At 69.0% G+C, this 25,084-nt stretch carries 23 protein-coding genes and 1 pseudogene; 9 read left to right on the plus strand and 15 right to left on the minus strand.

Annotated features, from left to right (window positions below; all coding sequences use genetic code 11):
- A partial coding sequence (locus VGS97_RS00965; RefSeq protein ID WP_326851213.1) for a DEAD/DEAH box helicase family protein occupies nt 1–334 on the minus strand: 334 nt, incomplete at its 3' end.
- Between the two features lie 139 nt (nt 335–473).
- Here VGS97_RS00965 and VGS97_RS00970 point away from each other — a divergent pair.
- Both VGS97_RS00970 and VGS97_RS00975 read left to right on the plus strand, forming a co-directional pair.
- Nucleotides 474–1,484: an SPFH domain-containing protein gene (locus tag VGS97_RS00970; RefSeq protein ID WP_326851214.1), complete on the plus strand. Its 1,011-nt coding sequence runs from the start codon at nt 474–476 to the stop codon at nt 1,482–1,484.
- Between the two features lie 2 nt (nt 1,485–1,486).
- Nucleotides 1,487–2,443 (plus strand): hypothetical protein, encoded by a 957-nt coding sequence (locus VGS97_RS00975; protein ID WP_349261931.1) that lies wholly within the window; start codon nt 1,487–1,489, stop codon nt 2,441–2,443.
- A gap of 99 nt (nt 2,444–2,542) precedes the next feature.
- Here the strand turns inward: VGS97_RS00975 and VGS97_RS00980 are convergent, their stop codons facing one another.
- On the minus strand, nt 2,543–3,898 hold the full coding sequence (locus VGS97_RS00980; RefSeq protein ID WP_326851216.1) for a hypothetical protein: 1,356 nt from the start codon (nt 3,896–3,898) through the stop codon (nt 2,543–2,545).
- A gap of 297 nt (nt 3,899–4,195) precedes the next feature.
- Complete coding sequence (locus VGS97_RS00985) at nt 4,196–4,969, minus strand: crotonase/enoyl-CoA hydratase family protein (protein ID WP_326851217.1); 774 nt, start codon at nt 4,967–4,969, stop codon at nt 4,196–4,198.
- A 173-nt stretch (nt 4,970–5,142) separates the two neighbouring features.
- Here VGS97_RS00985 and VGS97_RS00990 point away from each other — a divergent pair, with 173 nt between their 5' ends.
- The 4 genes from VGS97_RS00990 (at nt 5,143) to VGS97_RS01005 (ending at nt 9,009) form a co-directional block, all read left to right on the plus strand.
- Complete coding sequence (locus tag VGS97_RS00990) at nt 5,143–6,057, plus strand: ABC transporter ATP-binding protein (protein WP_326851218.1); 915 nt, start codon at nt 5,143–5,145, stop codon at nt 6,055–6,057.
- Nucleotides 6,058–6,294: 237 nt separating this feature from the next.
- On the plus strand, nt 6,295–7,053 hold the full coding sequence (locus tag VGS97_RS00995; RefSeq protein ID WP_326851219.1) for an ABC transporter permease: 759 nt from the start codon (nt 6,295–6,297) through the stop codon (nt 7,051–7,053).
- Nucleotides 7,054–7,060: 7 nt separating this feature from the next.
- Nucleotides 7,061–8,338, plus strand: a complete 1,278-nt coding sequence (locus VGS97_RS01000; protein ID WP_326851220.1) for a sensor histidine kinase — start codon at nt 7,061–7,063, stop codon at nt 8,336–8,338.
- Nucleotides 8,335–9,009, plus strand: a complete 675-nt coding sequence (locus VGS97_RS01005) for a response regulator transcription factor (RefSeq protein WP_326851221.1) — start codon at nt 8,335–8,337, stop codon at nt 9,007–9,009. Before VGS97_RS01000 ends, VGS97_RS01005 begins: the two co-directional genes overlap by 4 nt.
- Nucleotides 9,010–9,069: 60 nt before the next feature.
- Here VGS97_RS01005 and VGS97_RS01010 read toward each other — a convergent pair whose 3' ends face one another.
- The 4 genes from VGS97_RS01010 to VGS97_RS01025 all read right to left on the minus strand — a co-directional run bounded on the left by VGS97_RS01010 (nt 9,070) and on the right by VGS97_RS01025 (nt 15,134).
- Nucleotides 9,070–10,491 carry a GH12 family glycosyl hydrolase domain-containing protein gene (locus VGS97_RS01010; protein ID WP_326851222.1) on the minus strand — a complete coding sequence of 474 codons (1,422 nt, stop codon included), beginning with the start codon at nt 10,489–10,491 and terminating at the stop codon, nt 9,070–9,072.
- A gap of 465 nt (nt 10,492–10,956) precedes the next feature.
- Entirely contained in the window at nt 10,957–11,679 is a 723-nt protein-coding gene (locus tag VGS97_RS01015) for a GNAT family N-acetyltransferase (RefSeq protein WP_349261933.1), read from the minus strand.
- A gap of 129 nt (nt 11,680–11,808) precedes the next feature.
- Nucleotides 11,809–13,905, minus strand: a complete 2,097-nt coding sequence (locus VGS97_RS01020; RefSeq protein ID WP_326851224.1) for a putative bifunctional diguanylate cyclase/phosphodiesterase — start codon at nt 13,903–13,905, stop codon at nt 11,809–11,811.
- Between the two features lie 404 nt (nt 13,906–14,309).
- On the minus strand, nt 14,310–15,134 hold the full coding sequence (locus tag VGS97_RS01025) for an SAM-dependent methyltransferase (protein WP_326851225.1): 825 nt from the start codon (nt 15,132–15,134) through the stop codon (nt 14,310–14,312).
- A gap of 291 nt (nt 15,135–15,425) precedes the next feature.
- Here VGS97_RS01025 and VGS97_RS01030 point away from each other — a divergent pair, with 291 nt between their 5' ends.
- Both VGS97_RS01030 and VGS97_RS01035 read left to right on the plus strand, forming a co-directional pair.
- On the plus strand, nt 15,426–16,904 hold the full coding sequence (locus tag VGS97_RS01030) for an APC family permease (protein WP_326851226.1): 1,479 nt from the start codon (nt 15,426–15,428) through the stop codon (nt 16,902–16,904).
- A 96-nt stretch (nt 16,905–17,000) separates the two neighbouring features.
- Nucleotides 17,001–19,154, plus strand: coding sequence for a beta-galactosidase (locus VGS97_RS01035; RefSeq protein ID WP_326851227.1), 2,154 nt, complete (start codon nt 17,001–17,003; stop codon nt 19,152–19,154).
- 266 nt (nt 19,155–19,420) lie between these two features.
- On the opposite strand, the gene VGS97_RS01040 is transcribed toward VGS97_RS01035, so the two are convergent.
- From VGS97_RS01040 to VGS97_RS01050, 3 genes are all read right to left on the minus strand, one after another.
- Nucleotides 19,421–20,002 (minus strand): hypothetical protein, encoded by a 582-nt coding sequence (locus VGS97_RS01040; RefSeq protein WP_326851228.1) that lies wholly within the window; start codon nt 20,000–20,002, stop codon nt 19,421–19,423.
- A gap of 34 nt (nt 20,003–20,036) precedes the next feature.
- On the minus strand, nt 20,037–20,423 hold the full coding sequence (locus tag VGS97_RS01045) for an SHOCT domain-containing protein (protein WP_326851229.1): 387 nt from the start codon (nt 20,421–20,423) through the stop codon (nt 20,037–20,039).
- Between the two features lie 125 nt (nt 20,424–20,548).
- Complete coding sequence (locus VGS97_RS01050; protein WP_326851230.1) at nt 20,549–20,761, minus strand: hypothetical protein; 213 nt, start codon at nt 20,759–20,761, stop codon at nt 20,549–20,551.
- 239 nt (nt 20,762–21,000) lie between these two features.
- Here VGS97_RS01050 and VGS97_RS01055 point away from each other — a divergent pair, with 239 nt between their 5' ends.
- Nucleotides 21,001–21,438, plus strand: a complete 438-nt coding sequence (locus VGS97_RS01055; protein ID WP_326851231.1) for a hypothetical protein — start codon at nt 21,001–21,003, stop codon at nt 21,436–21,438.
- Here the strand turns inward: VGS97_RS01055 and VGS97_RS01060 are convergent.
- The 5 genes and pseudogenes from VGS97_RS01060 to VGS97_RS01080 form a co-directional block, all read right to left on the minus strand.
- Complete coding sequence (locus VGS97_RS01060) at nt 21,360–22,268, minus strand: class I SAM-dependent methyltransferase (protein ID WP_326851232.1); 909 nt, start codon at nt 22,266–22,268, stop codon at nt 21,360–21,362. The two genes, VGS97_RS01055 and VGS97_RS01060, sit on opposite strands and share 79 nt — an antisense overlap.
- 5 nt (nt 22,269–22,273) lie before the next feature.
- Nucleotides 22,274–23,038: an alpha/beta hydrolase gene (locus VGS97_RS01065; RefSeq protein ID WP_326851233.1), complete on the minus strand. Its 765-nt coding sequence runs from the start codon at nt 23,036–23,038 to the stop codon at nt 22,274–22,276.
- An 11-nt stretch (nt 23,039–23,049) separates the two neighbouring features.
- A complete protein-coding gene (locus VGS97_RS01070; RefSeq protein ID WP_326851234.1) occupies nt 23,050–23,697 on the minus strand; it encodes a LysR family transcriptional regulator substrate-binding protein in 648 nt (215 codons plus the stop codon).
- Nucleotides 23,698–23,713: 16 nt separating this feature from the next.
- Nucleotides 23,714–24,595 carry a DUF6182 family protein gene (locus tag VGS97_RS01075; RefSeq protein ID WP_326851235.1) on the minus strand — a complete coding sequence of 294 codons (882 nt, stop codon included), beginning with the start codon at nt 24,593–24,595 and terminating at the stop codon, nt 23,714–23,716.
- Nucleotides 24,592–25,084 (minus strand): annotated as a pseudogene (locus tag VGS97_RS01080) (hypothetical protein); the annotation flags it as partial. The pseudogene VGS97_RS01080 and the gene VGS97_RS01075, both read right to left, overlap by 4 nt.

Below are 25,084 nucleotides of genomic sequence, written 5' to 3' on the forward strand. Positions count from 1 at the left end.
TGACCCGTTGCGGCGTGAACTGCTGCCAGGCGCGTACCCACTGTCCCTGGATCGCGGTCGTGGGCACGAACACCACGACCCGTCCCCCGCGCCGCCGCGCCGCTTCCAGTCCGACCAGCGTCTTGCCCGCGCCGGGCGGCAGCACGAGCCAGGCCCGCCGGCGCCCGGTCTGACGGCATTCGTCGAGCCGTGCGAGCGCGTCGAGCTGATACTCGCGGAACGTGCCCGGCCACGCCTCGTCCGCGATACCCGCGGCGCCCACAAACTCCTCCACGTCCGCAACCCCGCCCACGACCGCGCCCACGACCGCGATGCCGTCCCCCGTTCTCGTCACGGACGCATCCTTCCAGAGGCGGCCGACACCCCGCCCCTCATTCTCGTCAGCTTGACGATAATCGTCCCCACCCCCTACGCTCGCCCCCGACCCACCGCACGACTCTCATTCGCCTTCACTCCACGCGTCGGGGGAATCAGTGGCCATCATCACGAAGCGACCGTTCGTCAGCCACTTCAGGGGTGGCCCGACCGATCACGTCGTCCACATCAAGCGCGGAAAGACCGCGCACTCCGGCACCGGCCAGTCCTTCTGGTTCCGCCCCCTGGCGGCAGTGCTCTCCGAGATACCGGTGGACGACCGCGAACTGCCGCTGCTCTTTCGCGGCCGCACGGCCGACTTCCAGGAGATCTCCGTCCAGGCGTCGGTCACCTACCGCTTCGCCGACCCGGACCGCGCCGCGCGCCGCCTGGACTTCGCGCTGGACCCGGTGACCGGGCTGTGGCACGGCACCCCGCTCGACCAGGTGGCGACACTGCTGACCGAGCTGGCGCAGCAGCACACCCTCGCACTGCTGGCCGCGATGAACCTGGCGGCCGCGCTGTCGGACGCCCCCGACGCCGTGCGCACCCGGCTCTCCGAGATCCTGACCTCGCACGACCGCCTCGCCGAGATCGGCATCGGCATCGTCGACGTGCGCGTCGTCGCGGCACGCCCCGACGCGGAAGTCGAACGCGCGCTTCGCACTCCGGCCCGGGAACGTATCCAGCAGGAAGCGGACCGCGCCGGTTTCGAGCGCCGCGCCCTCGCGGTCGAGCGCGAACGGGCGATCGCCGAGAACGAGCTGCAAAGCAGGATCGAGCTGGCCATCCGCGAGGAGCAGCTGGTCGCGCGTCAGGGCGCGAACGAACGCCGCCGGGCCGACGAAGCGGCGGCGGCCGCACGCATCGCCGCCGTGGCCGAGGCCGACCGCATCCGGCTCAAGGCGGAAGCCTCTGCGGAGGAGACCCGCGTCACGGGCGCCGCCGACGCCGAGGCCGACGCCGCGCGTATCAACGTCTACGCAGACGTCGACCCCCGCATCCTCCTCGCGCTCGCCACGCGCACCCTGGCGTCGAACCTTCCGCGCATCGGGACAGTCCACCTGGCGCCTGACACACTGTCGGCCGCCCTTACCCGCCTCGCCTCGCCGCCCACTCCCGACCACTGACCATGACATCCGCCGTTCCCCCGCCCACGCCTACACCCACGTCTGCGTACGCATCGGCCCCACGCGTCGTCCTCGTCCATCGCCGCACCGAGCGCGAGGAGATCATCCGCCAGGCCGGCACGTGGGGCCAGGCACGGTACGTCCAGCGTTCCCAAGGCGTATCGCTGAGCGCGGTTCAGCAAATGCACGACAAGGCCAGCCAGGCGCTGCAAATCGCTTCCGCGGCGATCCCCTCCGCCTGGCGCCGGGCCTCCGCCGAGCGCGGCGACCTCGACCGTTTCCTGTTCGAACCGGAGGACATCGTCGTCGTCGTGGGTCAGGACGGCCTGGTCGCCAACACCGCGAAGTACCTCACCAACCAGCCCGTGATCGGCATCAACCCGGACCCGTCGCGCCCCGCCGTCCTCGCCAACCACGCCCCGGAGCGTTGCAAGGCCCTGCTGGCGCTGGTCGCGGACGGCCGGGCGCGCACCGAGCAGCGCACGATGGTCGCCGCCACGACCGGCGACGGCCAGGAGATCACCGCGCTCAACGAGATCTACCTCGGCCACCCCACCCACCAGTCGAGCCGCTACGAACTCATCCTCCCCGACGGCCGCAGCGAACCGCAGTCGTCCTCAGGCGTCCTGGTGGGCACCGGCACCGGCGCGACCGGCTGGCTCCTCTCCCTCTCCAGAGACCGACCGGACGCGCCGACGCTCCCCGCCCCGCAGGCCCCTGATCTGGCTTGGTTCGTCCGCGAGGCCTGGCCCTCCCCCGCCACCGGGGCCACCCTCACCGCGGGAACCCTCCACCGTGGAGAAAGCCTCCGGCTCAGAGTCCAGTCCGACGCCATGACCGTCTTCGGCGACGGCATCGAGTCCGACCACCTCTCCCCCGCCTGGGGCCAGACCATCACCCTCGCGACGGCGTCGAAGACCCTGGCTCTCGTGACGGACCCGCCACGCCGGGCGAGGTGAACCCGTCAACCGTACGAACGAGTACTGGAGCACCAACCCAAGCGGGGTGTCCGGTCGGGCAGTGAAACCCGGCCGGACACCCCGGCACGTCAGACGTCGTCAGATGTGCGGATTGAGATGCAGGTTGAATGTGGCGAGGATGGGGGGCGCCTCGGTCCAGAAGATCTCGATGTAGGCGCCGCTGGCGTTCTTTATGTCGAGGACGCTGGAAACCTGCCCGCGCGCTTCGCGGCTGTTGGCACCGGTCACCGTGAAGACGAGTGCGCCCGAGTCACCGGTCCAGCCCGTGTAAGTGGCGTTGTACCCCACTACACCCTGCACGGTGTGGATGCTGCCGCCCCACTTCTCATTTTCAGTCCAATTATCGTTGACGACCTCGATGCCGCAGGGTACGCCCCAATGTTGGTAGTAGGAGTACGCTCCGTCCTGGCAGACGATGTCCGTGTTGTACGAATAGGCATATGAGGTGACGGGGTACCACTTGTTTTGCGGCTGATCCGCTTCATCAGAGTTGGTGCCCGTCCCGTTGTATCTGCCGGTGTCGATTACCTCTGCGTCGTACGTGTCGTTGGTGCCTTTGATATACCCGAAGGAGTTGCCCGGCGGCAGGGCGGACAAGTTCCCGATCGGGTTGCCGTCGCCGGAGACATGGGTGTCGTAGGGGAAGCAGTGGTCGGCGGTCAGCAGGACGTCGCGGCCGGTGGGTCCCTCGGCTGCCAGGCCGGTGGTGCAGAAGCCCGGACCGGTGTAGCCCTGTCCGACCACAACGTCGCCACCGATGAGCGGAAAGACGTCGTTCCACCGCCATGTCGCGGGTATCGCCTCGGCTCCGGCGCTGACGGTGACCGGGATGCCCCCGGCGGTGGCCATGCTCGCCCGGACATGCGCGACGGACTCGGGCTTGACCGTCAACTGGATTCCGGAGCCGTCCGGGGCGGGGCCCGCACCGTAGACCGTCAGGTCGGCGGGCGGGACGGCCGCCGCCGCGGTCATGATCCGGTGGATCTCGGCGTCGATCGCCTGCTTCGTGTAAGCGGCTTTGACCACCTTCACCCGGCTGGCCTGGATGCCCGGGTGGGCGTGCGCGGCGGCCCGGATCAGCTTCGCGCCGCGTGCCGTGTCGGTGACGTAGAGAATCACCTTGCCGTGCGCCCGGTCGAGAGACAGGTTGCTGTAGATGTCGGCGAACGCGCCACGCCCCTGCTCACCCAAGGCGTTCGCGACATCGCGCAGCGGCTGGAGCGCGATCGACTGCGCGACCACAGCCGGGCTCAGGGTCTGCTCACCCTGTGCGACTCCCTTGTTCGCGCTGCCGACGCCCGCGGTGCCGGCGGAGGCGTAGGCCGCGCCGGTCGCCGCAAGACCGAAGCTCAACGTGATGACGCCGCCGACGGCCATCGCGCGGCGCCGCCGCCTGCGCACCAGATTGTTCGTGTTCTGCTTCCCCGTGTTCACGCGCCGTCTCCCTTCGCCCGTCATGCGGGCGGAAGTAAGGGTGCAGCCAACGCAACCAGCCCAGCGGTCCTGGGTGTTCTCTCCGCCGCAGTAATTACAGCTGGTGACGCGAGCCGTCGCACCGTTTCCCAGAAAGCTGATCCAGGCCGCAACTTTAAGGTCTGATATCGGGGCTGACAAGACATCAGATCCTTCTGACGAGGAAGGAACCGCCAACGTCAACCTTGAGACCTGGCGCACTCCGCACGCCTGCGATGATTCCCCACACGTAACAATGAACGTATTCACGGACCTCAACTACGCGAACGATCCGTGCCTGCCCTCACCGCCGGCGAACCGAGCGGCGCCCGCTGCGCCCTCGGCCGCAACGATCGGCACGCCCGCCGCGCCTTCGGCTCGCAGGGCCTCGGCCAGCGGTAGGTCGAGGCCGGCGTAGGTGGACCACCGGTCGGTCAGTACGCAGCCGAACGGGAACGCGGCGATCCGCCCGGCCAGCTCACGCGCCGCCTCGACCGCCTCGCCCGGACCTACGACTCGGTTGGCCAGGCCGATCGCCATGGCCTCGTCCGCGTGCACCGCGCGGCCGGTCAGGATCAGATCCAGGGCGCGGCCGAGCCCGACGATCCGCGGCAGCCGGACCGTGCCGCCGTCGATCAACGGCACGCCCCACCGGCGGCAGAACACGCCGAGCACCGCGTCGCTCTCGACGACGCGCAGGTCCGCCAGCAGCGCCAGCTCCAGCCCTCCGGCGACCGCGTGCCCGCTGATCGCGGCGATCAGCGGCTTGCGCAGCGCCATCCGGGTCGGTCCCATCGGACCGGTGCCGCCACCGTCGGGGTCGAGTTCGTTGCGTCGTGCGGGCTCGCCGATCGCGGTCAGATCGGCGCCGGCGCAGAACGTCCCGCCGGTCCCGGCCAGGACCGCCACCTTCTGCTCGGGGTCGGCCTCGAACGCCTCGAACGCCTCCCGCAACGCAGCCGCCATCGGCCCGTCGACGGCGTTGCGGCGCTCGGGCCGGTCCAACCAGATCGTGGTGATCGAGCCGTCGGCCTCGACCCGCACATCGCTCATCTTCGTCACTCTCCTCCAGCGGTATTCAACCGGTATTCAACCGATCGGTTGATGGCTGAGTCATCCGAACGAGTGCGACAGTCGGACTTCTCGGTCGATCCGCCCCGGTGCTCCGCCCAGGGATCCTCGCAGTGTCGAAACAAGTGTCGGCACACGTGAGGAGGACCGGGTCGATGCCGGTCATCGAAGTCAGCGGTCTGCACAAGGAGTACGGCGCGGTCACGGCCGTCGAAGACGTCTCCTTTATCGTGGAAGAAGGGGAGATCTTCGGGATCCTCGGCCCCAACGGGGCGGGCAAGACCACCACCGTCGAGTGCATCTCAGGGCTGCGCGTCGGCGACCGCGGCGACGTGCGCGTCCTGGGTCTCGACCCTGCGGCCGACGGCGAGGAGCTCCACCAGGTCGTCGGCGTGCAGTTGCAGGAGGCAGGCCTGCCGGACCGGCTGAAGGTCCGCGAGGCACTGGAGTTGTTCGCGGCCTTCTACCGTGAGACGACCGACGTCGATGCGCTGCTGCGTCGGCTCGGCTTGGCCGAGAAGGCGGGCACGCCCTACAAGAAGCTGTCCGGCGGGCAGAAGCAGCGGCTCGCGATCGCGATCGCGCTGGTCGGCAACCCGCGTGTGGTCATCCTCGACGAGCTGACCACCGGCCTCGATCCGCACGCCCGCCGCGAGGTGTGGGGGTTGGTCGAGCAGATCCGCGCCGAACGGGTCACGGTGCTGCTGGTCACGCACTTCATGGAGGAGGCCGAGCGGCTCTGCGACCGCGTCGCGCTGATCGACCGCGGGCGCGTGGTGGCGCTCGACACGCCCGCCGGAATCACGAACCGGGCAGGCGGCGGGCAGCGGTTGAGGTTCCGGCCGTCGGCGCCGGTTCCCGACGAGGACCTGCGCGCCCTGACGTCGGTCACCTCGGTCTCCCGCCACGGCGCGCTGATCGAGATCGAGGGCGGCCCGGACGTGATCCAGGAGGTCACGTCGCTGCTGGCGCACCGTCAGATCATCGCCGGCGAGCTGCGCATCGAGCAGAGCACGCTGGACGACGCCTTTGTGTTCCTGACCACCGACGCTCAGGCGTCGAAGAGCTAACGAAATGAGAGTCTGACGATGACCACTCAGGATTACCAAGAACAGGAACACGCGGAACAGGATCATCGGGGCCGGACTCGCCTGGAGCAGGATCATCAGGCACAGGCTCATCGGACTCGGACTCGGGATCAGGGACGGGGACGGCATCAGGCGCAGGAACGGGATCAGGCACGGGACCAGGCACGGGACCAGGAACAAGAACACCAGGGCTACGCGGCGCGCTCGCCTCGCCCCGCCGTGCCGTTGATTCCCGCGTTCCGGATGACGCCCAAGGGTTTCCGCGCGCTGATCACTCTGCACGCGCGGCTGCTGTTGCGCGAACCCGGCGTGGCGCTCGTCGGGATACTGCCGGTGGGTCTGCTGCTGATCTTCGGCTTCGTGCCCTCGTTCCGCCACAATCCGCAAAAGGCGCTCGGCGGCCAGACCGTGCTCGACGTCTTCGTGCCGACCTTCGCGGCCATGGTGCCGCTGATGCTAGCGCTCATGGTGCTGCCGGGGCGGATGGCGATGCTGCGCGAGAAAAACGCTCTGCGGCGGTTCAAGGTAAGCCCGGTTCCGCCGGCCGGAATGCTCGCGGCGCTGCTCGTGCTCGTCACGGGACTGTCCGCGGTCGGCGTCGCGCTCGTCGCCGGAATCGGCGTCGGCGGCTTCGGCGCCGCGATGCCGAGCGGGCTCGGCACGGTCGTGACCGCCTTCGTGCTGGGCGCGGCCGCGGCGCTGGCGCTCGGTCTCGTCGTGGCGGCCGTCGCGCCGAGCGAGGGGTCGGCCAGTGGCTTCGGCGCGCCGATGATGATCCTCAACTTCTTCTTCAGCGGCCTGTACTTCCCGGTCGCCGAGATGCCGCACTGGTTGCAGAAGCTGGGCGAGTTCATCCCGTTCGGCGCCGTGATGGACGCCTGGTCGGGTGAGGGCGTGCTGTGGCAGCACTTGGCGGTGCTCGGGTGCTACACGTTGCTCGGCGGCATCGCGGCGGTCAAGCTGTTCCGGTGGGAGTGAGGCGAAGATGACGGCGCAGACGGCCGGCCCCGAGCTCGCGGCGCGAAACCGGCGGATCGACAAGAGCCAGCAATACGTTCCGCTGGTGGCTCTGGCCGTCTCCCTCGTCCTCTCGCTGTCGACCGGGTCCGTCGGCAACGGCATCCGCCTGAGCAGAACGGTCTTCACGATCGCGGCGCTCGGGCTGTCGGCCGCCGCCGTGCTGTGGGTCTGGCTCGTGCGCGTGCCTTACACGCGGCGCGAGGAACGCAAGGTGATGACCGTCGTCTACTACAGCGGCCTGATCAGCTTGATCGCGGTGTTGATCCAGCTCAACCCGTGGTTCGCCTTCTTCGGCGCGGCCGGATACGTCCACTCGGTGTTGCTGCCGAAACCGCTGCCGCCGGTGGGGCTCGTCATGACCGCGGCGCTGGTCGCCACGGCGCAGTTGGGCGGCGGCATTCCGCACGGCACGCTGATCCTCGGGTACCTCGTCGTGACACTGGCGAACGCCGCACTCGTCGGCTTCTTTTTCCGCCAGGGGATGCGCGAGCAGGAGCACGAAGAGAAGCGGATCCGCATGTTCGACGAGCTGGCGCAGACCAACAGCCGCCTGGAACTGGCACTCCAGGAGAACGCCGGGCTGCACGCGCAACTCGTGGCGCAGGCGCGTGAGGCCGGAATCCTCGACGAGCGGCGGCGGATGGCCGGGGAGATCCACGACACGCTGGCGCAGGGGCTGACCGGGATCGTCGCGCAACTGGAGGCCGCCGACGTCGCCGACGGCGATTCCGAGCGGCGGCGGCACCTGCACCTGGCTCGCGAACTGGCACGCAGTAGCCTGGCCGAAGCACGGCGCTCCGTGCAGGCGCTGCGGCCCGGACCGCTCGACGACGCGAGACTGCCGGACGCGCTCGTTCAGTTGGCCGAGCAGTGGCAGCAGACCTCGGGCATCCCCATCCGCGTCGAGGTCGACGGGACACCGACCAGCATGCAGCCGGCGCTCGAAGTCGTACTCTTCCGCGTGGCGCAGGAGGCGCTGGCGAACGTCGCCAAGCACTCCGGTGCGTCGCGCGCGGGAGTGACCCTGACGTACACGCCCGACGTCGTCGCCCTCGACATACTCGACGACGGATCCGGCTTCGACGCTCACACCGGCTCCGGCGACTGGACCGGGTACGGCCTCGAAGCCATGCGCAGCAGGCTGCGACAGGTCGGCGGCTCGCTCGTCATCGAGACCACCCCGGGAGAGGGGACCACCCTGAGCGCGAGCGTGCCCGTCTGGGAAGTCGAGGACCAAGGATGACGACGCAGCCCACGAGCCCCGGCAGCGGCGTCACAGCGGCGAGGCCCATCAGGCTGCTGATCGTCGACGACCATCCGATCGTGCGGGACGGCCTGCGCGCGGTCTTCGAGGGCGATCCGGGATTCGAAGTGGTCGGCGAGGCGGGCGACGGTGCCGAAGCCGTCGACCTGGCGATCGCGCTGGACGTCGACGTGCTGCTGATGGACCTGCGGATGCCGCGAATGGGCGGGGTCGAGGCGATCAGGCTACTGATGAAACGGTCGCCCGACGTCAGGATCCTGGTGCTCACGACGTTCGACAGCGACGCCGACGTGCTTCCCGCCGTCGAGGCTGGTGCCACCGGTTATCTGCTCAAGGACGCCCCGCGAGAGGAACTGGTGCGCGCCGCACGCGCCGCGTACGACGGCCAGTCCGTGCTCGCGCCGTCCGTCGCGCGCAGGCTGCTCGGCAGGGTCCGGGCGCCCGCCCCGGCCGAGGCGCTGACGGACCGAGAACTCAGGGTGCTCGCCCTCATCGCCACCGGCGCGACCAACCGCGAGGCGGCGAAGCAGCTGTTCATCAGCGAAGCCACCGTCAAAACGCACCTGCTGCACATCTACGCCAAGCTCGGCGCGCGTGATCGGGCCGCCGCGGTGGCCGAGGCCTACAAACGAGGGCTGCTGCACTCGTGAGGAGCTCGCAAGGAGCGTAAGGCCTCGACCACCGGCTGCGGAGATACCGGGATGCGCCGTCTACTGGACGGTCGCGGTACCCACGTTGCCGTTGGACGCGAGTGTCGCGCCGCCCGAGTCGGTGACTGTGGCCTGCACGGTGTAACCGCCGGTGGCTGGCGGATTCCACGAATAGGTCTCGTTGAGGGTCTGCTGTGACGCGATGTTCTGGCCCGACCAGCTCTGCGAGCCCGCCGCGGCGCCGGAGGCGTTCACCAGCGTGACGGTGAGGGTCACGTTGTTCGCCGAGGTCGAGGCGGTGTTCTTGAAGTCGACCGTGACGTTGGTGACCGTGCCCACGTGCGTCGGGTTGGGGGAGATCGCCTGGAGCGAGATGGCCCAGGACCCGCCGCCGCCGGTCGAGCCGGACGTGGTGGCGCCGACCGTGTTCGAGGATTGCGAGACGTTGCCGGCGGCGTCCCGGGCTTTCACCGTGAACGAATACGTCGTGTTCGGTGACAGGCCGGTCACCGTCGCGGACGTGGCCGGCGGATTGCCGGTCACCGTGGCCACGACCGTCGATCCCTGATAGACGTCGTACGCGGTGACGCCGACGTCGTCGGTGGAGGCGCCCCAGGAGAGCGACACCGAGTTGCTGGAGGTGCCGGTCACGGCGAGGTTCGACGGCGCGGTGGGCGGCGAGGTGTCACCGCCGCCACCGCCGCCCTGCGCCTGGAACGCGTACGACGTGACGCCCAGGCCCTGGCCGCCCTGCCAGATCTCGAAGCCGAACTCGGAGTCGATCAGGTAGTGCGCGGGATTCAGCGAGCCGCGGGAGACCGCGTCATTGATCAGCGCCTTGACGTCCAGGTTGCTGAACGAGGTGCCACCGGGATTGAGCCGGTAGGAGATGATCTTCCACGAGCTCTGCTGCCCGGTCCACACGGCCCAGTTCATCCCGTCGATGCTCGCCGTGGCGGTCTGCGAGCCGAACGGCTGCACGCCGCCGCGGCTGTTCAGCCAGATCATCAGCTCCGTGCCGTCGGGCTGGCCGCTGGTGGTGGGCGTCGAGTTGAACCAGATGTCGTAGGCCACGTCATAGGCGCCCGAGCCGACCTGTGTGGTGTTCACCGACGTCGTGGCCGAACTGAGCTGGCTGACCTGGATCGGCAAGCCGCTGCCGGAGGTGCAGTTGCCCCAGTGACAGCCCTTGTAGCTGGACGGGTACGTGGCGGGGGCGCCGTTGGTGGGCAGGCCGAAGTTGGCCTGGGTGATCGACCAGGCTCCGGTGGAGTCGTCGATCGAGGCGCACTGCGTGGCGGTGGAGTTCCATTCGTTCTGCTGGTACTTGTACGCGCCCGATTGGAGCGTGGTGACGCCCCACTGCGAACAGTCGCTGACCGTCGCCGCGTGCGCCGCGGGTGTGGCCGTCAGAGCGCTGAGCAACAGGGCGCCGACCGCCCCGGCCAACGTGCCTGCGCGGAATCGACGGAACACTGACATGCACGGCTCCTTTCGAACGAATCGAAACGTGCTATCAAGGTTCTGCGGAGCACACGACCTGTCAAGATATAAGAGGATAGATCCGAACAGTCCTTTATGGGGAATCGGGCCGGTGATTCAGAGCGCTCGCGCCGGCCGCGGCCGCAACCCGTGATGTCGTCGTAGCCAGCGCCGAACCGCCGACGCTTCGTTCGCCGGCGGCCAGGGGTCGATATTGATCACGTTGCACGTGGGGACGACCGCGACTTGATAGTCGACGACGTGGTCGCCCTCAGTCGGGTAGACGCCTACCGGCGCCGGTGCGGGCCGGTGATGCGCTCATCCCACTCATTCCAGCCCTCCTCCCGGCCGCGGATCAGGTTCCTCCGTCAGCTGAAGCTCGCGATCCGGACCGGGAGGGGTGAAAGCATGCCCACACGAACGGCAGGCTGGACAGGAGCCTGCTTCCAGGGGGAGATCGAGCGGCTAGGAGCTCAGTTCGAAGGCTGCGAAGACGATCGGGCGGCGCAGGGTGAAGCCGAGCTTCTCGTAGAGCCGGATGGCGTTGGCGTTCGCGGCGGCCGCGTGCAGGATCGGCGTGCGCCCGCGCGCCTCGATGCCGGCGGCGACGGCGCGCACGAGTCGCGCCGCGAGTCCCCGGCCGCGATGCGCCGGATCGGTGCAGACCGCGCTGACCTCGGTCCATCCGGGCAGGCTGAGCCGCTCCCCCGCCATCGCCACCAGCGCGCCGTCGCGGCGGATGCCCAGATACGTGCCGAGTTCGATGGTGCGCTCGCGAAACGGCCCGGGGTCGGTGCGGGCGACCAGGTCCAGCATCTCCGGCACGTCCGCGGGGCCGAGGCGCACCGCCTCGGGATCCGGTCCGGATTCCAGTGCCGTGGCCACCATCTGCACGCCGGGCAGGCTGAACCTGGTCTGCCAGCCCGCCGGCGGCGCGCTGACGCCGGCCGTCACGATCGATCCGCCGGGGCCGGCGAGCCTGGCGGCGTCGGCCCACGCACGCTCGTCGTCCAGATCATCGAGCCCTGCGAAGACTGAGACGTCGGGCCGGTAGCGCGCGGCGCGGCCGACCCGCTCGGCCACGTCGGCGTGATCGCCGGCCAGCGCGTGCCAGACCGGATTGTCCAGGACGTCCTCCCGGCCCGGCCCGCGCTCGGACCTGCCGCCGAGGACGTCCACGTCGTCGATCGTCACTTCTCGCCCCTTCCGGTTTGCCCCGACCCCGCACCCTAACGCCGATCACGTGCGCACGGCGCACGGTTCAACACCGGGGCGCGATGAGATCATCCGGAAGCTGTTCGAGGCCGCCAGGGGCCGCTAGTCGACCGCTCGGACGAGACGCCTGATGGTGGCGGGCACCTGACCTACGGGAACGGCGCGCGAGAAATGGAAGCCCTGCGCGGTTTCGGCGCCGAGTGAGCGGAGGCAGTCGGCCTGGGTCGGCGTTTCGACGCCCTCCGCGGTCGCGGTCATCCCGCAGGCGTGGGCGAGCGTGATCAGGCTGGTCACGATGGCGCGCGCCGGGCGCGGCTCGTGTGCGCCGTCGCTGTCGGTGGCGAGCGCCGCGACGAACGACGAGTCGATCTTGAGGGTGTGTGCGGGCAGCGTGCGCAGGTAGGCCAGGTTCGAGTAGCCGGTGCCGAAATCGTCGATGACGATGCGTATGCCTTGGTCCGCGAGCGCATGCAGCAGTTCGATCGCGGGGCGGCCCGCGTCGTCGGGGCTCATCAGCGCGCTTTCGGTGATCTCCAGGTGCAGCCGGTCGGCGGGCAGTCCCGCGTCGGCCAGCGCGTTCTCCAGGTCGGCGCGCAGGCCGGGTTCGTGCAGCTGGCGTACCGCGACGTTGACGGCCACCGGGATCGGGCGGCCGCCGGGCGCCGACGGCCAGGTCGCGGCGTCGGCCGTGGCCTGGCGCAGCACCCAGCGCCCCAGCTCGACGATCGATCCGGTCTCCTCGGCCAAGGGCACGAAATGGCCCGGCGCGAGCAGGCCGTGCTGCGGATGGTTCCAGCGCACCAGCGCTTCCAGGCCGTGGGTGCTGCCGTCGGCCAGCGCGACGATCGGCTGGTATTCGAGGAACAGTTCCCCGCGCTCGATGGCGGCCGGCAGCGCGTGCGCCAGCGCGTGCCGCGCGGCCTGCCGGCTGTGCCGCCGCTTGTCGAACAGGCTCCAACGGGCCTTGCCCTCGCCCTTCGCCCAGTACAGCGTCGCGTCCGCGTCGCGCAGCAGGTCGGTCGCCTGCGCACCCGCGAGCGGGCGCTCGACGACGCCGATGCTGGCGCTGACCGTCAGCGCGCGTCCGTCCACGACGACGGGCTTTCGCAGCGCCGTGATCACGGCGTCGGCGACGTCGGTGGCCGACTCGGTCCCGGCGCTGTCCGTCACCAGGATCACGAACTCGTCCCCGCCCATCCTGGCGACCAGGTGCCGCGCGGGATCCACGGTCGCGCTCAGCCGCCGGGCGACCGCCGTGAGCAGGTGGTCGCCGACGTGATGGCCGAAGGTGTCGTTGACCGACTTGAAGCCGTCCAGATCCAGGAAGCACAGACCGACCCGGTCCTGCGTCCCGGCCCGGCGCAGCAGCGCGGCGAGCCGGTCGAGCAGCAGCGCCCGGTTCGGCAGGCCGGTGAGCGCGTCGTGCGTGGCCTGATAAAGCAGCCGCTGGTTCATCTCGCGCCGCTCGGTGATGTCCTCGAACACGGCGAGGATCAGTTCCACGACACCGCTCGCGCCGCGCACGCCGTTCGCCCGCATCCTGGTCCAGATGGCGGTGCCGTCGTCCCGGATGAACTGCTTGTCGACGCCGTACTGCAACCGCCGGCCGGTCATCAGGTCCTCGAACACCGCCCAGCGCCCGGCGGGATCGGTCGCCCCCTTCAGCTCCCTGATGTCCCAGCCGCGCGCCGTCGCGGTCTGCGTGCCGAGCATGTCCGCCATACGGGCGTTGATCTCCAGGATCCGCCCGGTGCGGTCGGCGATCGCTATTCCCAGGGTGCTGTTGCGGAAGACCGCGCGAAACCGCGCCTCACCGCTGCGGTACGTCGCCAGCACCGCCTGGAACGTCTCTTCCTGCTCCGACTGGGTGCGATCGCGCAGCGCATACGCGTAGCCCTCGGCCAGACCGGCGTACAAACCGGCGCGCGCGCTGGCGCCGACGTGCTCCGGCAGCGCCTGGTCGAGCACGTCGACGCTCGCCGAGATCGACTCAGGGTGCGTGTAGTGCGCGTCCACCAAGGCGCGGCCCACGGTCACCCCGATCTCGCGCAGCGGCTGCGCGGCGGCGGGGGCTTCGAGCACTTGCGCGGCGAGTTGGTGCAGCAGTGCCTGGGCCGCCACCGGGTCGGTCGCGTCGGCGCCCGCCGCCGCGAACGCCCGCGCCCACATCGTGGCCAGCTGCATGGGAGTGGCGCTCACCGCCATGCACTCCGCCCGACGAGGCGGGAGGAGCCGCCGCCTCGCACCGACGTGCGGCACGGCCTTCTGCCACACCTCAACCAAGACTGTCGCCATCTGCCTGGCAGGCGCCGCGCGGGTAGCACGGATACACGGCCTCCTTCGCAGCTCGTAGCCGGACACCCGTGGCAACGACCTGGACGCTCCCCACGCACGGCCGAACCGCGAACGGCACACCGACCGACAGCATTCGTATTCGTGGAATTGTCAGGCCACCACAGTACCGGGCCGAACCCGTCCTGTACCGAAAATGTGAAAATGCCCAACCGAAACTCGCCGACCTGTGAGAAGCGGTCACGACAAAACAAGAACAGCTCTGGCACGCACGCACCAATGCGAAGCCGGTGATCGCGCGGGTACTCCCGTCACAAGCGGCGGCCGACGGCTGCCAGCTGCGAGTAGCGGGCCACGTCGCCGCCGAGCGGGTCTGCTCCTGCGAGCACCGGGTCGGGGCGCCACGCGATCGTGTCGACCAATCCCGGCTCCACCAGCTCGTATCCGTCCATCAGGGCCAGGATCTGCGCCCGGCTGCGCGTGGTCACCGAGTACCCGCCTCGTTCGTAGACCTCCCAGGCGGCTTGCAGCGTCGGCGCCATGTACTCGTCGGTGCCGTGGCTTATCACCAGGTAGGAGCCCGGGACCGTGGCATCGCGGTAATCGGCGACGATCTGCGCGGGGTGGTCGTCATCGATGACGAACGGCAGCACCGAGATCATCAGAATCGCGATGGGGCGGCTGAAATCCAGCAGCCCGGTCACGATCGCGTCATCGAGTACCGCCTGCGGGTCGCGCATGTCCGCGTGCAGAACACCGGTGCCGGCCACGCCGGAAAGCAGCGCCGCGCTGTGCGCCACCGCGACCGGATCCACGTCCACGTACACAGTCCGCGCCGCGGGGCGCACCGCTCGCGCCACTTCGTGCACATTGCCGGCCGTCGGGATCCCGGAGCCCAGATCGAGAAACTGCTCCACGCCCATCTCGGCGACGTAAGTCACCGCACGTCGCAGATACGCCCGATTCGCGCGCGCCACGAACCGCACATCCGGCCATACCTGCATCGTCTGCCTCGCCATCGCGCGGTCCGCCGCGAGGTTGTGCGAACCACCGAGGTAGTAGTCGTACATCCGGGCCGCCGAGGGTCGCTCTATATCGACCTCGTCCGGCACCCACGCGGGCCGATACCCTGCCACGACTTCCCTCCGATTTGGTCACCGGTGAACCGAATTGCCGCGCACCGGCGACGCTACGCCCCGTAACGCTATGACTGCAATGCTATGACTCCGCACACTGGCTGAACACTCAGTGATGCAACGTTGTCTTGATCTTGCCGCAGCAGCCCGCTGTCTTCGCCTTCCGATGGCGATATGCGCTCTTGCCTATCCGGTCGCCTTGAATTACGGTCGCCGTCACCGGTTGTTCCGGGAACAGGGCATTGAGAGCGACGCTGACGCGATGCGCGCCGGCTATTGAGGAGTACTGCGATGGCCAAGCCCGGTTCCGGACCGGTGCCCGTCCTGTCCGGCGAGTCCGCCGACAGCGGACCACAGCAGCAGCGCCTGCGCGGCGGCGCGCTGGGCCTGCTGGACATCGCCAGCTCCACGATGGCCAACATCGGCCCGGCGATGAGCTTCTACTTCGGGTTCGCATTCCTGGCCACCACGGCCGGTGTGGCCTCTCCGCTGACGATCGTGGCCGCCGGGATCACGGTCGCCCTGCTCGGCAACACGCTGTCGCAGTTCTCCCGGGCGCACCCGTCGGCCGGCGGCTTCATCACCTTCATCGGAAAGACGTTCGGGCCGACCAGCGCGGTGACCACGTCGCTGCTCGTCGCCTTCGGCTACATCATCGCGATCTCCTCGGTCGTCACCATCTCAGGCGGCTTCCTCGAAACGACGCTCAACTACTACCTGGGCTGGAACGTCCCGTGGATCATCTGGACCCTGCTGCTCACCGCCGGGTCGGTCGTGCTGATCGTGCGGGGAGTCGCGGTCTCCACCAGGGTCGCCGGTCTGCTGTTCGCGGTGGAGATGCTCGTGCTGGTCGTGGTCTCGATCGCCGCGATCGGCAAGCAGGGCGGCCACCTGTCGATCACGCCGTTCCTGCCCAGCCACATCAACAACGGGATGTCCGGTCTGGCCGCGGGATTCCCGCTCGCGGTGTACCTGTTCATCGGCTGGGAGAACTCCGCGGCGCTGGCCGAGGAGAGCGAGAACCCGCGGCGCAACGTCGGGCGCGCCGTGTTCTCCTCGGTCGCGATCATGTCGGTGAGCTACGTGCTGTTCGCCTACGCGACGGTCTCAGGCTTCGGTTATGACGTGGGCAAGGTGGGCGCCTCCAGCGTCCCCTTCGTCGACGTGGCCCACCAAACCCTGGGAGTGCTGGCGTTCTTCGCCTACCTGGCCGGACTGACCTCGACCCTCGGCTCCCTGATCGCCGGCACCAACTCGCAGACCCGGCTGCTGTTCAACGCCGGACGCGAGGGCCTGCTGCCGGCCTTCCTCGGCCGCGTGCACCCGACCCGGCGCACGCCCACCAACGCGATCATCGTGTTCGTGGCCACCGCCGTCCTGATCATCGGCGGCTGGGGCCTCGGCCACCTGCTGGGGCACGCCGGGGCGATGGATCCGGTGAGCTTCTTCGCCGAGTCCTCGACGATGGGCACCATCCTGATCCTGCTTGTGTATCTGGCCTCGAACATCGCGCTGCCGTTCTACTACCGCCGGTACCACCGCGACGAGTTCGGCGTCGTGCGGCACGTCGTGCTGCCGGCGCTGGGAGCCGTGGCGATCATCGTCCCGCTCTACTACCTGGCCAAGCCCGGCCAGGCCACGCCGTACGACTGGTTCCCGTACCTGGCGCTGGGGATTCTGGTCGCGGCAGTGGCATACGCGCTCGTACTCACTCGTCGCGATCCCGGACTCGGGGAGCGGGTCGGATCGATCGTCGCCGACGCCGAGTGAGCTATTGACCCGCGCGGGGCACGGGTCAATGCTAGGGCGGTCATCGGATGTTTCCGTGTGGAGCAACGTGCGGCGCCACGGGAAAGGCATCTCAGGATGAGAACGACGACAACACGGCCGCACGGCGCGGGCCGCTCGCGCAAGCGTGTCCCGGCCCTGATCGCCGCCGTGGCCGCGGTGGCGGCCGGGTCGCTCACGACGGCGGCCGGCACCGGGGCGCAGGCTTCGCAGAGCACGATTTCGCAGAGCACGATGTGGGCCACGCAGTTGCAGTTCGACGACAACGGCGCCGCGTGGTCGCAGTCGAGCTTCGCCGCGCTGAAGGCCGCCGGCCTGAACACCGCGGAGATCGATCTGCCCTGGAACACGATCGAGCCGTCCAACGGCTCGTTCGACTTCACCGAACTGGACCAGGAACTGGCCAACGCCGCGGCGGCCGGGTTCAAGCTCGTGCCGATCTTCTGGTACTCCGGCTGGGGCGGCAGCCCGGCCTCCTGGGTCACCAGCCACGAGGTCGCCGGCAACGGCGCGCAGAGCACGGCGCCGGCCTGGTGGGACCCGACGGATCAGCCGGCTTACTTCAACTACGTCACCAGCACGGTCAAGCACATCGACACCGGCGCCGGCTACGGCGGCAGCATCCTCGACTACGGATTCCTCGACGCGCAGTGGGACTACGGCGGCGGGGCCTCCGGCTGGGCGAGCGTCGACGTCAACGAGTTCCACAACGCCTATCTGCCGAACACCTACGGCACGATCAGCGCGTTCAACTCGCGCAACGGGACCTCGTACACCGCTTTCTCCCAGGTGCCCGCCGCGACTCCCGGCCAGTCGCTGTGGGGTGTCTACCAGGCGTTCCGCGCCTGGAGCGTGCAGGACACCTACGGCCGCCTCACCGCGGCGGTGCGCGCGGTGACCGGCACGCCGCTGTACTACTACTTCGGCGGCCACTTCGGCAACGCGGTCGACTACGCCAACATCCCGGACATCTTCTTCACCCTGGCCAAGCAGTACACGGTCACAGTCGTCGTCGACGCGGCGCAGTCCCCCGGCCTGGCGCTGACCTTTGGCAGCCTGGCCCGCGCCTACGGTGTCGCGCTGGCGCAGGAGTGGACCGCGCCGGGCGACAGCACCCAGCTCGCCGCGCAGGCCGTGCAGTGGCTGTCCAACTACGCGATGGGCATGCCCGAGGGCGGCGGAGAGGACTTCTTCATCCACGACGGCACGCAGAAGGACGTCGTCGGCTGGCCGATCTACACCCGTTGGGTCAGTACCCTGCAAGGCATCTCAGGCTCCTACCCGCAGCAGCCTGCCGCCGTGTACCTGGACTTCTCCCAGGCCTACGGCAACACCTCCGGCGGCGCCGTGACGTCGATGGAGGACGCCATCACCAGCCTGTGGGACTCGTACCAGGCAGGTTTCGCCGTCGTCACCAGTCAAGAGGTGAACAACGGCACGGTGAAACTGTCGGCGTACAAGGCGGTCCTGCCGATGAACGGCACCGACGCGAACCTCAACGCCTACAAGGCGGCCGGCGGCACGCTGCTGACCTCGGGTTCGCAGACGGCCCAGTACGCACCCGCATACGCGACGCTCGCGAACAGCGGCGTGCTGCAAGTCGTGCCCGCCGTGGCGTCCACCCACACGAGCGCGACCATCACGCTCGCGGACGTCACGTCATCGACCTCTTACAGCAGCGCGGTGACGTTCTATATCGCAGGGCTCGGCTTGAACGCGGGAAGCTACCATCTGACGAACGCCGGCGGAGCGGTCGTGCCGCAGGTCGCGGTCAACGGCGGAGTCTGCGCGGCGCCGAGCCTTCAACCGGCGACGCTCGCGCAGTGGAGCATGGTCGCGGGTGCGATCCCGGCGGGCACGGCGGCTCCGTCGAGCTGCACCGGCTCCGCCGCCTGCGGCACGCTGACCGCGAACCAGTCCCTGGCCGTGAACCAGTCGCTCGTCTCCTGCGACGGCCGCTTCTCGCTGACCATGCAGGCAGACGGCAACCTGGTGCTCTACATGGGCGGCACGGTGCTGTGGGCCTCGAACACCATCGGCAAGGCGGCGGTGAAGGCGATCATGCAGGGCGACGGCAACTTCGTGCTCTACACCTCGGCGGGAGCGGCGGTGTGGGCCAGCAACACGGCCGGCAACAACGGCGCCCGGCTGGTATTGCAGAACGACGGCAACCTGGTGGTCTACAGCGCGTCCGGCGCTGCCCTGTGGGCCACGAACACCTCAGGCCACTGATCGCAGATCACTGATCACTGGTCGCCGTGTGTGGCTCCCGCGCACTGCCGCAGGGGCCACACGCGGCGACCACGGCGGGCAACGCCAGCGCGCCATCACTAGCCCCTAGCCCCATCCTCCGCAGGTCACCCGGGCGAGCGATATCGAGCGATACGCGGACCGGCGCAATCCGAGCTCACATCGAGCAATAGCCTTACTCGGCACCGAGAATCACCCGAAATTCCCCGATTGCCCCTCCACTTATACAACGACGTGCGGGGACGGGACTAACCGGAACCCTCCACGTAAGTCCACATCACCTCACTCTGCCCGGGCCACAGCAGATGATGGTCGGCGGAAGGTCCGTCATAGTCGACCCAATCACCATCGTCATCCACGCTCCGCGTACCGGACGAGATCGTCGCCGCGAACACAAGCACCAGCAGCCATATCGAACCGAGCAGCGCCACGGCGATGACCAGCGGCGAACTCGGGGCGCGTGCCCGGCTCAAGAGCACTCCGCTCAAGAGCACTCCGGCCAGGGACCACAGCACTGCGGAGACGGCGCCGAACACCATCCACCGCCGCATGCTGATCCTGCGTCGCGCACCCCTGGCCCACAGAGTCAGTTGCACCGTTTCACCGCAGCTCTCGCATCGCAGCGAAACCCTCGCATGACCGGTCGCCGGGCGGGTGACCGGGATCGGATGCGCCGTGTAGGTGTCCACGTCGACGTAGTAACTGCTACTGCCGCCTTCCTCGCGGCGCGTGCCGGTGCGGTGGCCCAACAGCTTCGTGGGGAAGACCACGTCGGCAGACTCTGCCGGCACGGGGGCGGCGTCCGCGGGCTCTGTCGGCTCGATCGGCACAAAAACAGAGTACGCATTCAACCGTCAGTTCGATTCACGCCAGGAGTTTCGCCTTGGCCTGCTGGAACTCCTGCTCGTTCAGCGTGCCGTCTGCCCTGAGGGCTGCGAGCCTGGACAACTCGTCGGCCGGGCCTGTGCCGCCGGCCGCCGTGGTGCGGATGTAGTCGTCGATGGCTTCCTGGCGCGCGTGCGCCTCGGCGACGGCGCGTGCGCCCATGCTGCTACCGCGCACGATGAGGTACACCAGGACGCCGAGGAAGGGCAACACCAGGATGAAGATGAGCCAGGCGGCCTTGGCCGCGCCGCTGAGGTCGTCATCGCGGAAGATGTCGAGCACGACCCGGAACAGCAGGAACAGCCACATCACCCACAGGAAGAACCACAGCATCGTCAGGAACGAGTCGAGCAGTGGAAAGTTCATCGCAGCCTCCACAGCGAGTTGCGCGCCAACGCTGTCGCGCGCCTACGGCTATGGCGTCCTTGCTACCCCGCTGCCGAGCAGTGACCCGAACACTACTCTGTGCGGGTGAGCGGGGAACATCGCGTTCACCGCTTACCGTCGCCTGCCAAAATCACCCTGATGGCCGCGATCACCCAAACGGCCGCATCCCAGCGGCGAAGGCCGACCTTGCAGCGCGCTTCCTCGGCGAGCAACTGCTCTAGCCGGTCGGTGCCCGCACCGCTCCAGGTGCCCGGCTCGGCGATTGCCGCCCACGCTGCGGTCGACGGGGCGCCGAAGCAGTGGCCGAAGCCGTCCAAGGGTGCTTACCTGGTCATGGAGCTGGTCAGGGCGCCGAACTGCGCCTGCGAAGCAGGAGTCTGCTTGCACCGATGGGGCTGCGCTTGGCCGCCAACGCGCTCGGATATCTGGCCACGTATCTGCTCGGCTGAGCACAAACCTGCCACCTGCCCGCCTGTGCCTCCCAATCACCACAGACGTCTGTTGCGGCGGGTAGTGCGTGTGTGAAGCTGTTGCCAGCGTACGGGGAGGGTGGCGGATGAGCGTTCTCGAAGCGTCGGCGGCGCGACGCGAGGAGTTGCCGGGCTTCGCTCGCGGGCCGGTCGCGGCCGTCCTGTTCGTACAGGCCCTGGTACTAACGATCCTGTCCGACGGCTACGGCTTTCACCGCGACGAGCTGTATTTCCTGGCGGCCGGAAAGCGGCTCGCGTGGGGGTACGTGGATCAGCCCCCGTTGACGCCTCTGATCGGCCGGGTCTCGACGGCTGTGTTCGGCAGCAGTCCGGCCGGGTTGCGGGTGGCCGCCATGCTGTGCGGGGTGGCGACTGTGGCCGTTACCGCCCTGGTCACAGATCTGGCCCAGCCTGCGGCACTATTACTGATTACTGAATTGCCGGGCTACAGGGGTCGCGTCACTCGCTCGGGCACGGTTCCGATCGCCAGGACATTTCCTTCGCTGACGTACCCGTCCGGGTGATTGAGCGGATTCTCGGGGCTGTTCGGCTCGGTGAATGCCCGCCACTGCTCGTCAAGACCCAGGCTCAGCGCCTGCCCGGCAAGTGTCGCGCACGAGGGGCCGTAGAAAGCGTGTGCCTGCGGCGTGAGCGGGGCGTAGTGCTCGATCAGGACGGTCTGCTGTCGGATGTTCACCAGGCCCGCGCGCTTGAGATATCGGTAGAGGTCACGCGAACGGAGCAGTTGGCGGGCGTAGCCGGGGACGGCGCTGGCGGCGCGGAAGAAGTCGGCGAACAGGTACGGGTCGCCGGGCCGCGCGGTAACCAGATGCGCATCGAGGTCCTTGACCGCGACGACTCCGCCCGGCCGGACCACGCGCCGCAGTTCGGCAAGCGCTGCGGCGAGTGCGTCGTCGTCGAGGTACTGGACGGTGTTCGCGCACCAAGCGGCATCGAACGACGCGTCGGCATAGGGCAGGCGCAACAAGTCGCCGTGCCGGATGTCCACGGGGCACGGCTGCCGCCATTGGTTCAGGCCCTCGGTGGCGGCCTTCACGTTCTCCTCGGCGAGGTCGACGGCGTTGACGCTGCCGTGCGGGCCGACGAGTTCGGCCAGCCAGGGCAGGAAGTCTCCATTGCCGCAACCCGCGTCGAGTACGTGCCATCCCGGCTGTATGCCCACCTGCCCGAGCAGATGGGCATACGCGCCGCGACAGGCTTCGAAGTGCGCGCTGACGATCGTGTGCTCGGTGAAGTCGAGCCCGGTGGAGGACACCGCGAAGCCCCAGGAGCTCCGGCGCTGGTCGCCTTCGCTCCCCTGGCTTCCCCGGTCGCGTTCGTGATGGGTCGCCATGCGAATCAGCGGGTTTCGTCGATGAGTCGGCTCAGCTCGGCGGCGACACGGTCCGGGGATTCCATCGGAGGCAGGTGGCCGACGCCGTCGAGCCAGGTGACGCGGCCCTGCGGTAGCGCCTCGGCGATTTGGCGATGGTCTTGCGCCGAGATCAGCTCGTCCTCGGTTCCGGCCAGAACCAGGGCGGGAACCGTGGCGGCGCGCAGTGCCGGGACGAAGTCGGGGCGGGCCGCGATCGCTCGCTGGGCCCAGGCGAGTGACGCCGGGGCGGATTCGGCGGCCAGCGCGCGGACGCGTTCGAACACGTCGGAGCGCTGAGCGCGAGTGGTGGCGCCGACCAGTTTCAGCGAGGCCGCGGCGATCACGCCGGCCGCGCGATCCGGCGTGGCCATCAGGGTCGCGAACATCTCGCGGCCGTCCTTCTCGGCGGGTTCGTCGGCCCGAGCGCGAGTCGAGAGCAGGGCGAGAGCCTGCACGCGGTCCCGGTGACGTGCCAGGAATCCCATGGCCACGTAGCCGCCCATCGAACACCCGGCGATGACGGCACGCTCGATGCGGTGCTGATCCAGCAGGCGGGCGAGGTCGTCGACGGATACGTCCAGCGACGGCGGTTCCTCGCCCAGCGGCGCTGATCCGAAGCCGCGCAGATCGGGGGCGAGCGCGGTGTGCCCCGACTCTTCGAGCACCTGGCGGGTCGCGTCCCACATGGACGCGTCGACGCCGAGGGCGTGCAGCAGCACGATCGGAGGGGTGTTCTGACGCTCTGCCATTCGGTGCTCTGTCATTTGGCGGCCTGCCATTTCCGGTACCCGGCTTCCGCGTCGGTGATGAACTGCGTCACGTGCTCGGGCAGATCGGCGTCGCGCAGCCAGCAGAGGGTCACCGGGGCAGGCGGCAGGTCGCTGATCGGCACGACCGCGATCTCGGGTGGAGCGACCGTGTGCAGCGACGAGAACGAGAGGTGGACGCAGTCGGTGTCGGTGAGTATCTCGACGAGCCGGTCGAACGTGGTCATCCGGTGTCCACGGCGGATCGGGCGGCCGGTGCCGGTGAACGGAGGCACGATCTTGTCCCAGACGTCGGCCGGGAACACGCCGGGCGTGTCAAAGGCCTCATAGTCGGCGAGGTCGTCCAGGGTGACGCTGTCACGCCCGGCCAGCGGGTGGTGCGCACCGAGCAGGGCTGCACGCGGGTCGTCAGCCACCGTGCCGCTGACGGCGAGGTCGGCATCCTGAACGGAATACCTGATGATCATGACATCGGTCTCGCCGGCGCGTAGTTCCCGGAATGGATCAGCGACCACGTAAGGGTGCCAGCACTGCTCTTCGGGGTGGCCGGCATTACGCAGGATGTCGGCGGCCAGCGCGGGAGTGCCGAAGATGCCGAGGTGAATGCGAGTGGAGGTGAGAGTGCGGTCATGCGTTGACACGGACATACAGTGCTTTCTAGATCTGGGCCGACTCGGCGACGGTCTCCTCGGTCAGGGCAGCGTAGGCACGGAGCCTGTCCGGGAGCGTCGGATCGACATCGACGCGTATCGCCGCGAACGGCGTGCTGACGCCGACGAGGCAGGGCACGGGGCGCAGCGTGAGGAGGTCGCCGGGAGCAATGAGTCCGTCCATAGCGGCCTCTGCGAGCAGGTGATGCAGGTGTACGAGGACTTGGTGCAGTTGCACGCCGACCGTGACCATGTGCAGGTCGCGATGGATGCTCGGGCGGGCGGTGCGGCCTGCGGGGAGGATTCGAGGCAGTGTATTTCGAGCGACTGCATTTTGAGACGATACATTTTGAGATGATGCAGTTCGAGGCAGTGCGGTTTGAGACAGTGCGGTTCGAGACAGCACAGTCTGAGGCGCCGGAATTCGAATCGTCGTCGGCTGCGCGGCGGACAGCGGGGCGGCGGCCTGGAAGAGCTTGAGCAGGCGGCGTATTCCGGCGCTGGCCGACACCGGCGCCGGGCCGAACCAGGCGGACGAACCGTCCTCGGCGACGTGATCGAAGGCGAACCGGTCGCCCAGGTTGCCTGGATTGCCCGCCAGGAAGACGGTGCGGGTGAAGGCATGGCGCCAGGCCGCCGCCTGGTCGGGCGTCAAGCCGAGCGCGAACCGGCAGGTGTCGCGGATCCAGTTCGCCGGTTCGAAGCGCCGCACCACGGCGACGGCCAGATACGCCTCGTCACCGTCTGCCGCCTCGGCGACACGCTCGCGAGCCGCGAGCAGCGCGCTCATGTCGTCCGCGCCGTCCTGGCCGGGCGGGGCCAGATCGGGGCGGGCACGGCGCAGGCGCGTCCACGCGTGGTCACGTAGTTCGAGCTGGGTCACGGTCACAGGAACACCGCCGCCAGCAGGTCGGAGGCCGGCGCGGGCCGGTACTTCGCCAGCAGGCTGGTCGTCAGCCGGTAGGGGTCGACGTACGCATGGTCGCCGCGGTGGCGTGCCAGCTGCCCGGTCGGATCCGGAGCCTGCGCGGGCCGGTCGGCGTTCAGCAGCCGCGCCGCGCGCCGCAGGCTCTGCCGCAGCTGCTCCTCCCGGAACGACTGGCTCTGTCCGGGTCCGAGCGCGGCGATGAAGTACAGCCGCATGCCCAGCCGCAGCACGTCGGTGCCGTGCTCGGCGGCCGCGGCGTCGATCAGCGTGCTCGCCTCCAGGCCGCGCCAGTCGCCGTGCCGGGCCGAGCGGATCGCGCCGTCGATGGGCACGCGGCCGATCGGCACGCGGCGCACGCTCACTCCGCGCGCCGACAGGACGCGGGCCAGCAGCTGGTAGTCGGGGTCCATCTCGCGGTCGTAGAGCAGCACGACCTCGTCGAAGTCCGGC

It is taken from the genome of Actinocrinis sp., assembly GCF_035946395.1.
Lineage (GTDB): Bacteria > Actinomycetota > Actinomycetes > Streptomycetales > Catenulisporaceae > Actinocrinis.

Bases quoted from the DNA above. Each gene is read 5' to 3' on its own strand.
- VGS97_RS01060 (WP_326851232.1), bottom strand. From the start codon at position 22,268: ATGGCGACCCATCACGAACGCGACCGGGGAAGCCAGGGGAGCGAAGGC.
- VGS97_RS01045 (WP_326851229.1), bottom strand. From the start codon at position 20,423: ATGAACTTTCCACTGCTCGACTCGTTCCTGACGATGCTGTGGTTCTTC.
- VGS97_RS01010 (WP_326851222.1), bottom strand. From the start codon at position 10,491: ATGTCAGTGTTCCGTCGATTCCGCGCAGGCACGTTGGCCGGGGCGGTC.
- VGS97_RS01005 (WP_326851221.1), top strand. From the start codon at position 8,335: ATGACGACGCAGCCCACGAGCCCCGGCAGCGGCGTCACAGCGGCGAGG.
- VGS97_RS01000 (WP_326851220.1), top strand. From the start codon at position 7,061: ATGACGGCGCAGACGGCCGGCCCCGAGCTCGCGGCGCGAAACCGGCGG.
- VGS97_RS00985 (WP_326851217.1), bottom strand. From the start codon at position 4,969: ATGAGCGATGTGCGGGTCGAGGCCGACGGCTCGATCACCACGATCTGG.
- VGS97_RS01055 (WP_326851231.1), top strand. From the start codon at position 21,001: ATGAGCGTTCTCGAAGCGTCGGCGGCGCGACGCGAGGAGTTGCCGGGC.
- VGS97_RS01030 (WP_326851226.1), top strand. From the start codon at position 15,426: ATGGCCAAGCCCGGTTCCGGACCGGTGCCCGTCCTGTCCGGCGAGTCC.
- VGS97_RS00990 (WP_326851218.1), top strand. From the start codon at position 5,143: ATGCCGGTCATCGAAGTCAGCGGTCTGCACAAGGAGTACGGCGCGGTC.
- VGS97_RS00975 (WP_349261931.1), top strand. From the start codon at position 1,487: ATGACATCCGCCGTTCCCCCGCCCACGCCTACACCCACGTCTGCGTAC.
- VGS97_RS01035 (WP_326851227.1), top strand. From the start codon at position 17,001: ATGAGAACGACGACAACACGGCCGCACGGCGCGGGCCGCTCGCGCAAG.
- VGS97_RS01065 (WP_326851233.1), bottom strand. From the start codon at position 23,038: ATGGCAGAGCGTCAGAACACCCCTCCGATCGTGCTGCTGCACGCCCTC.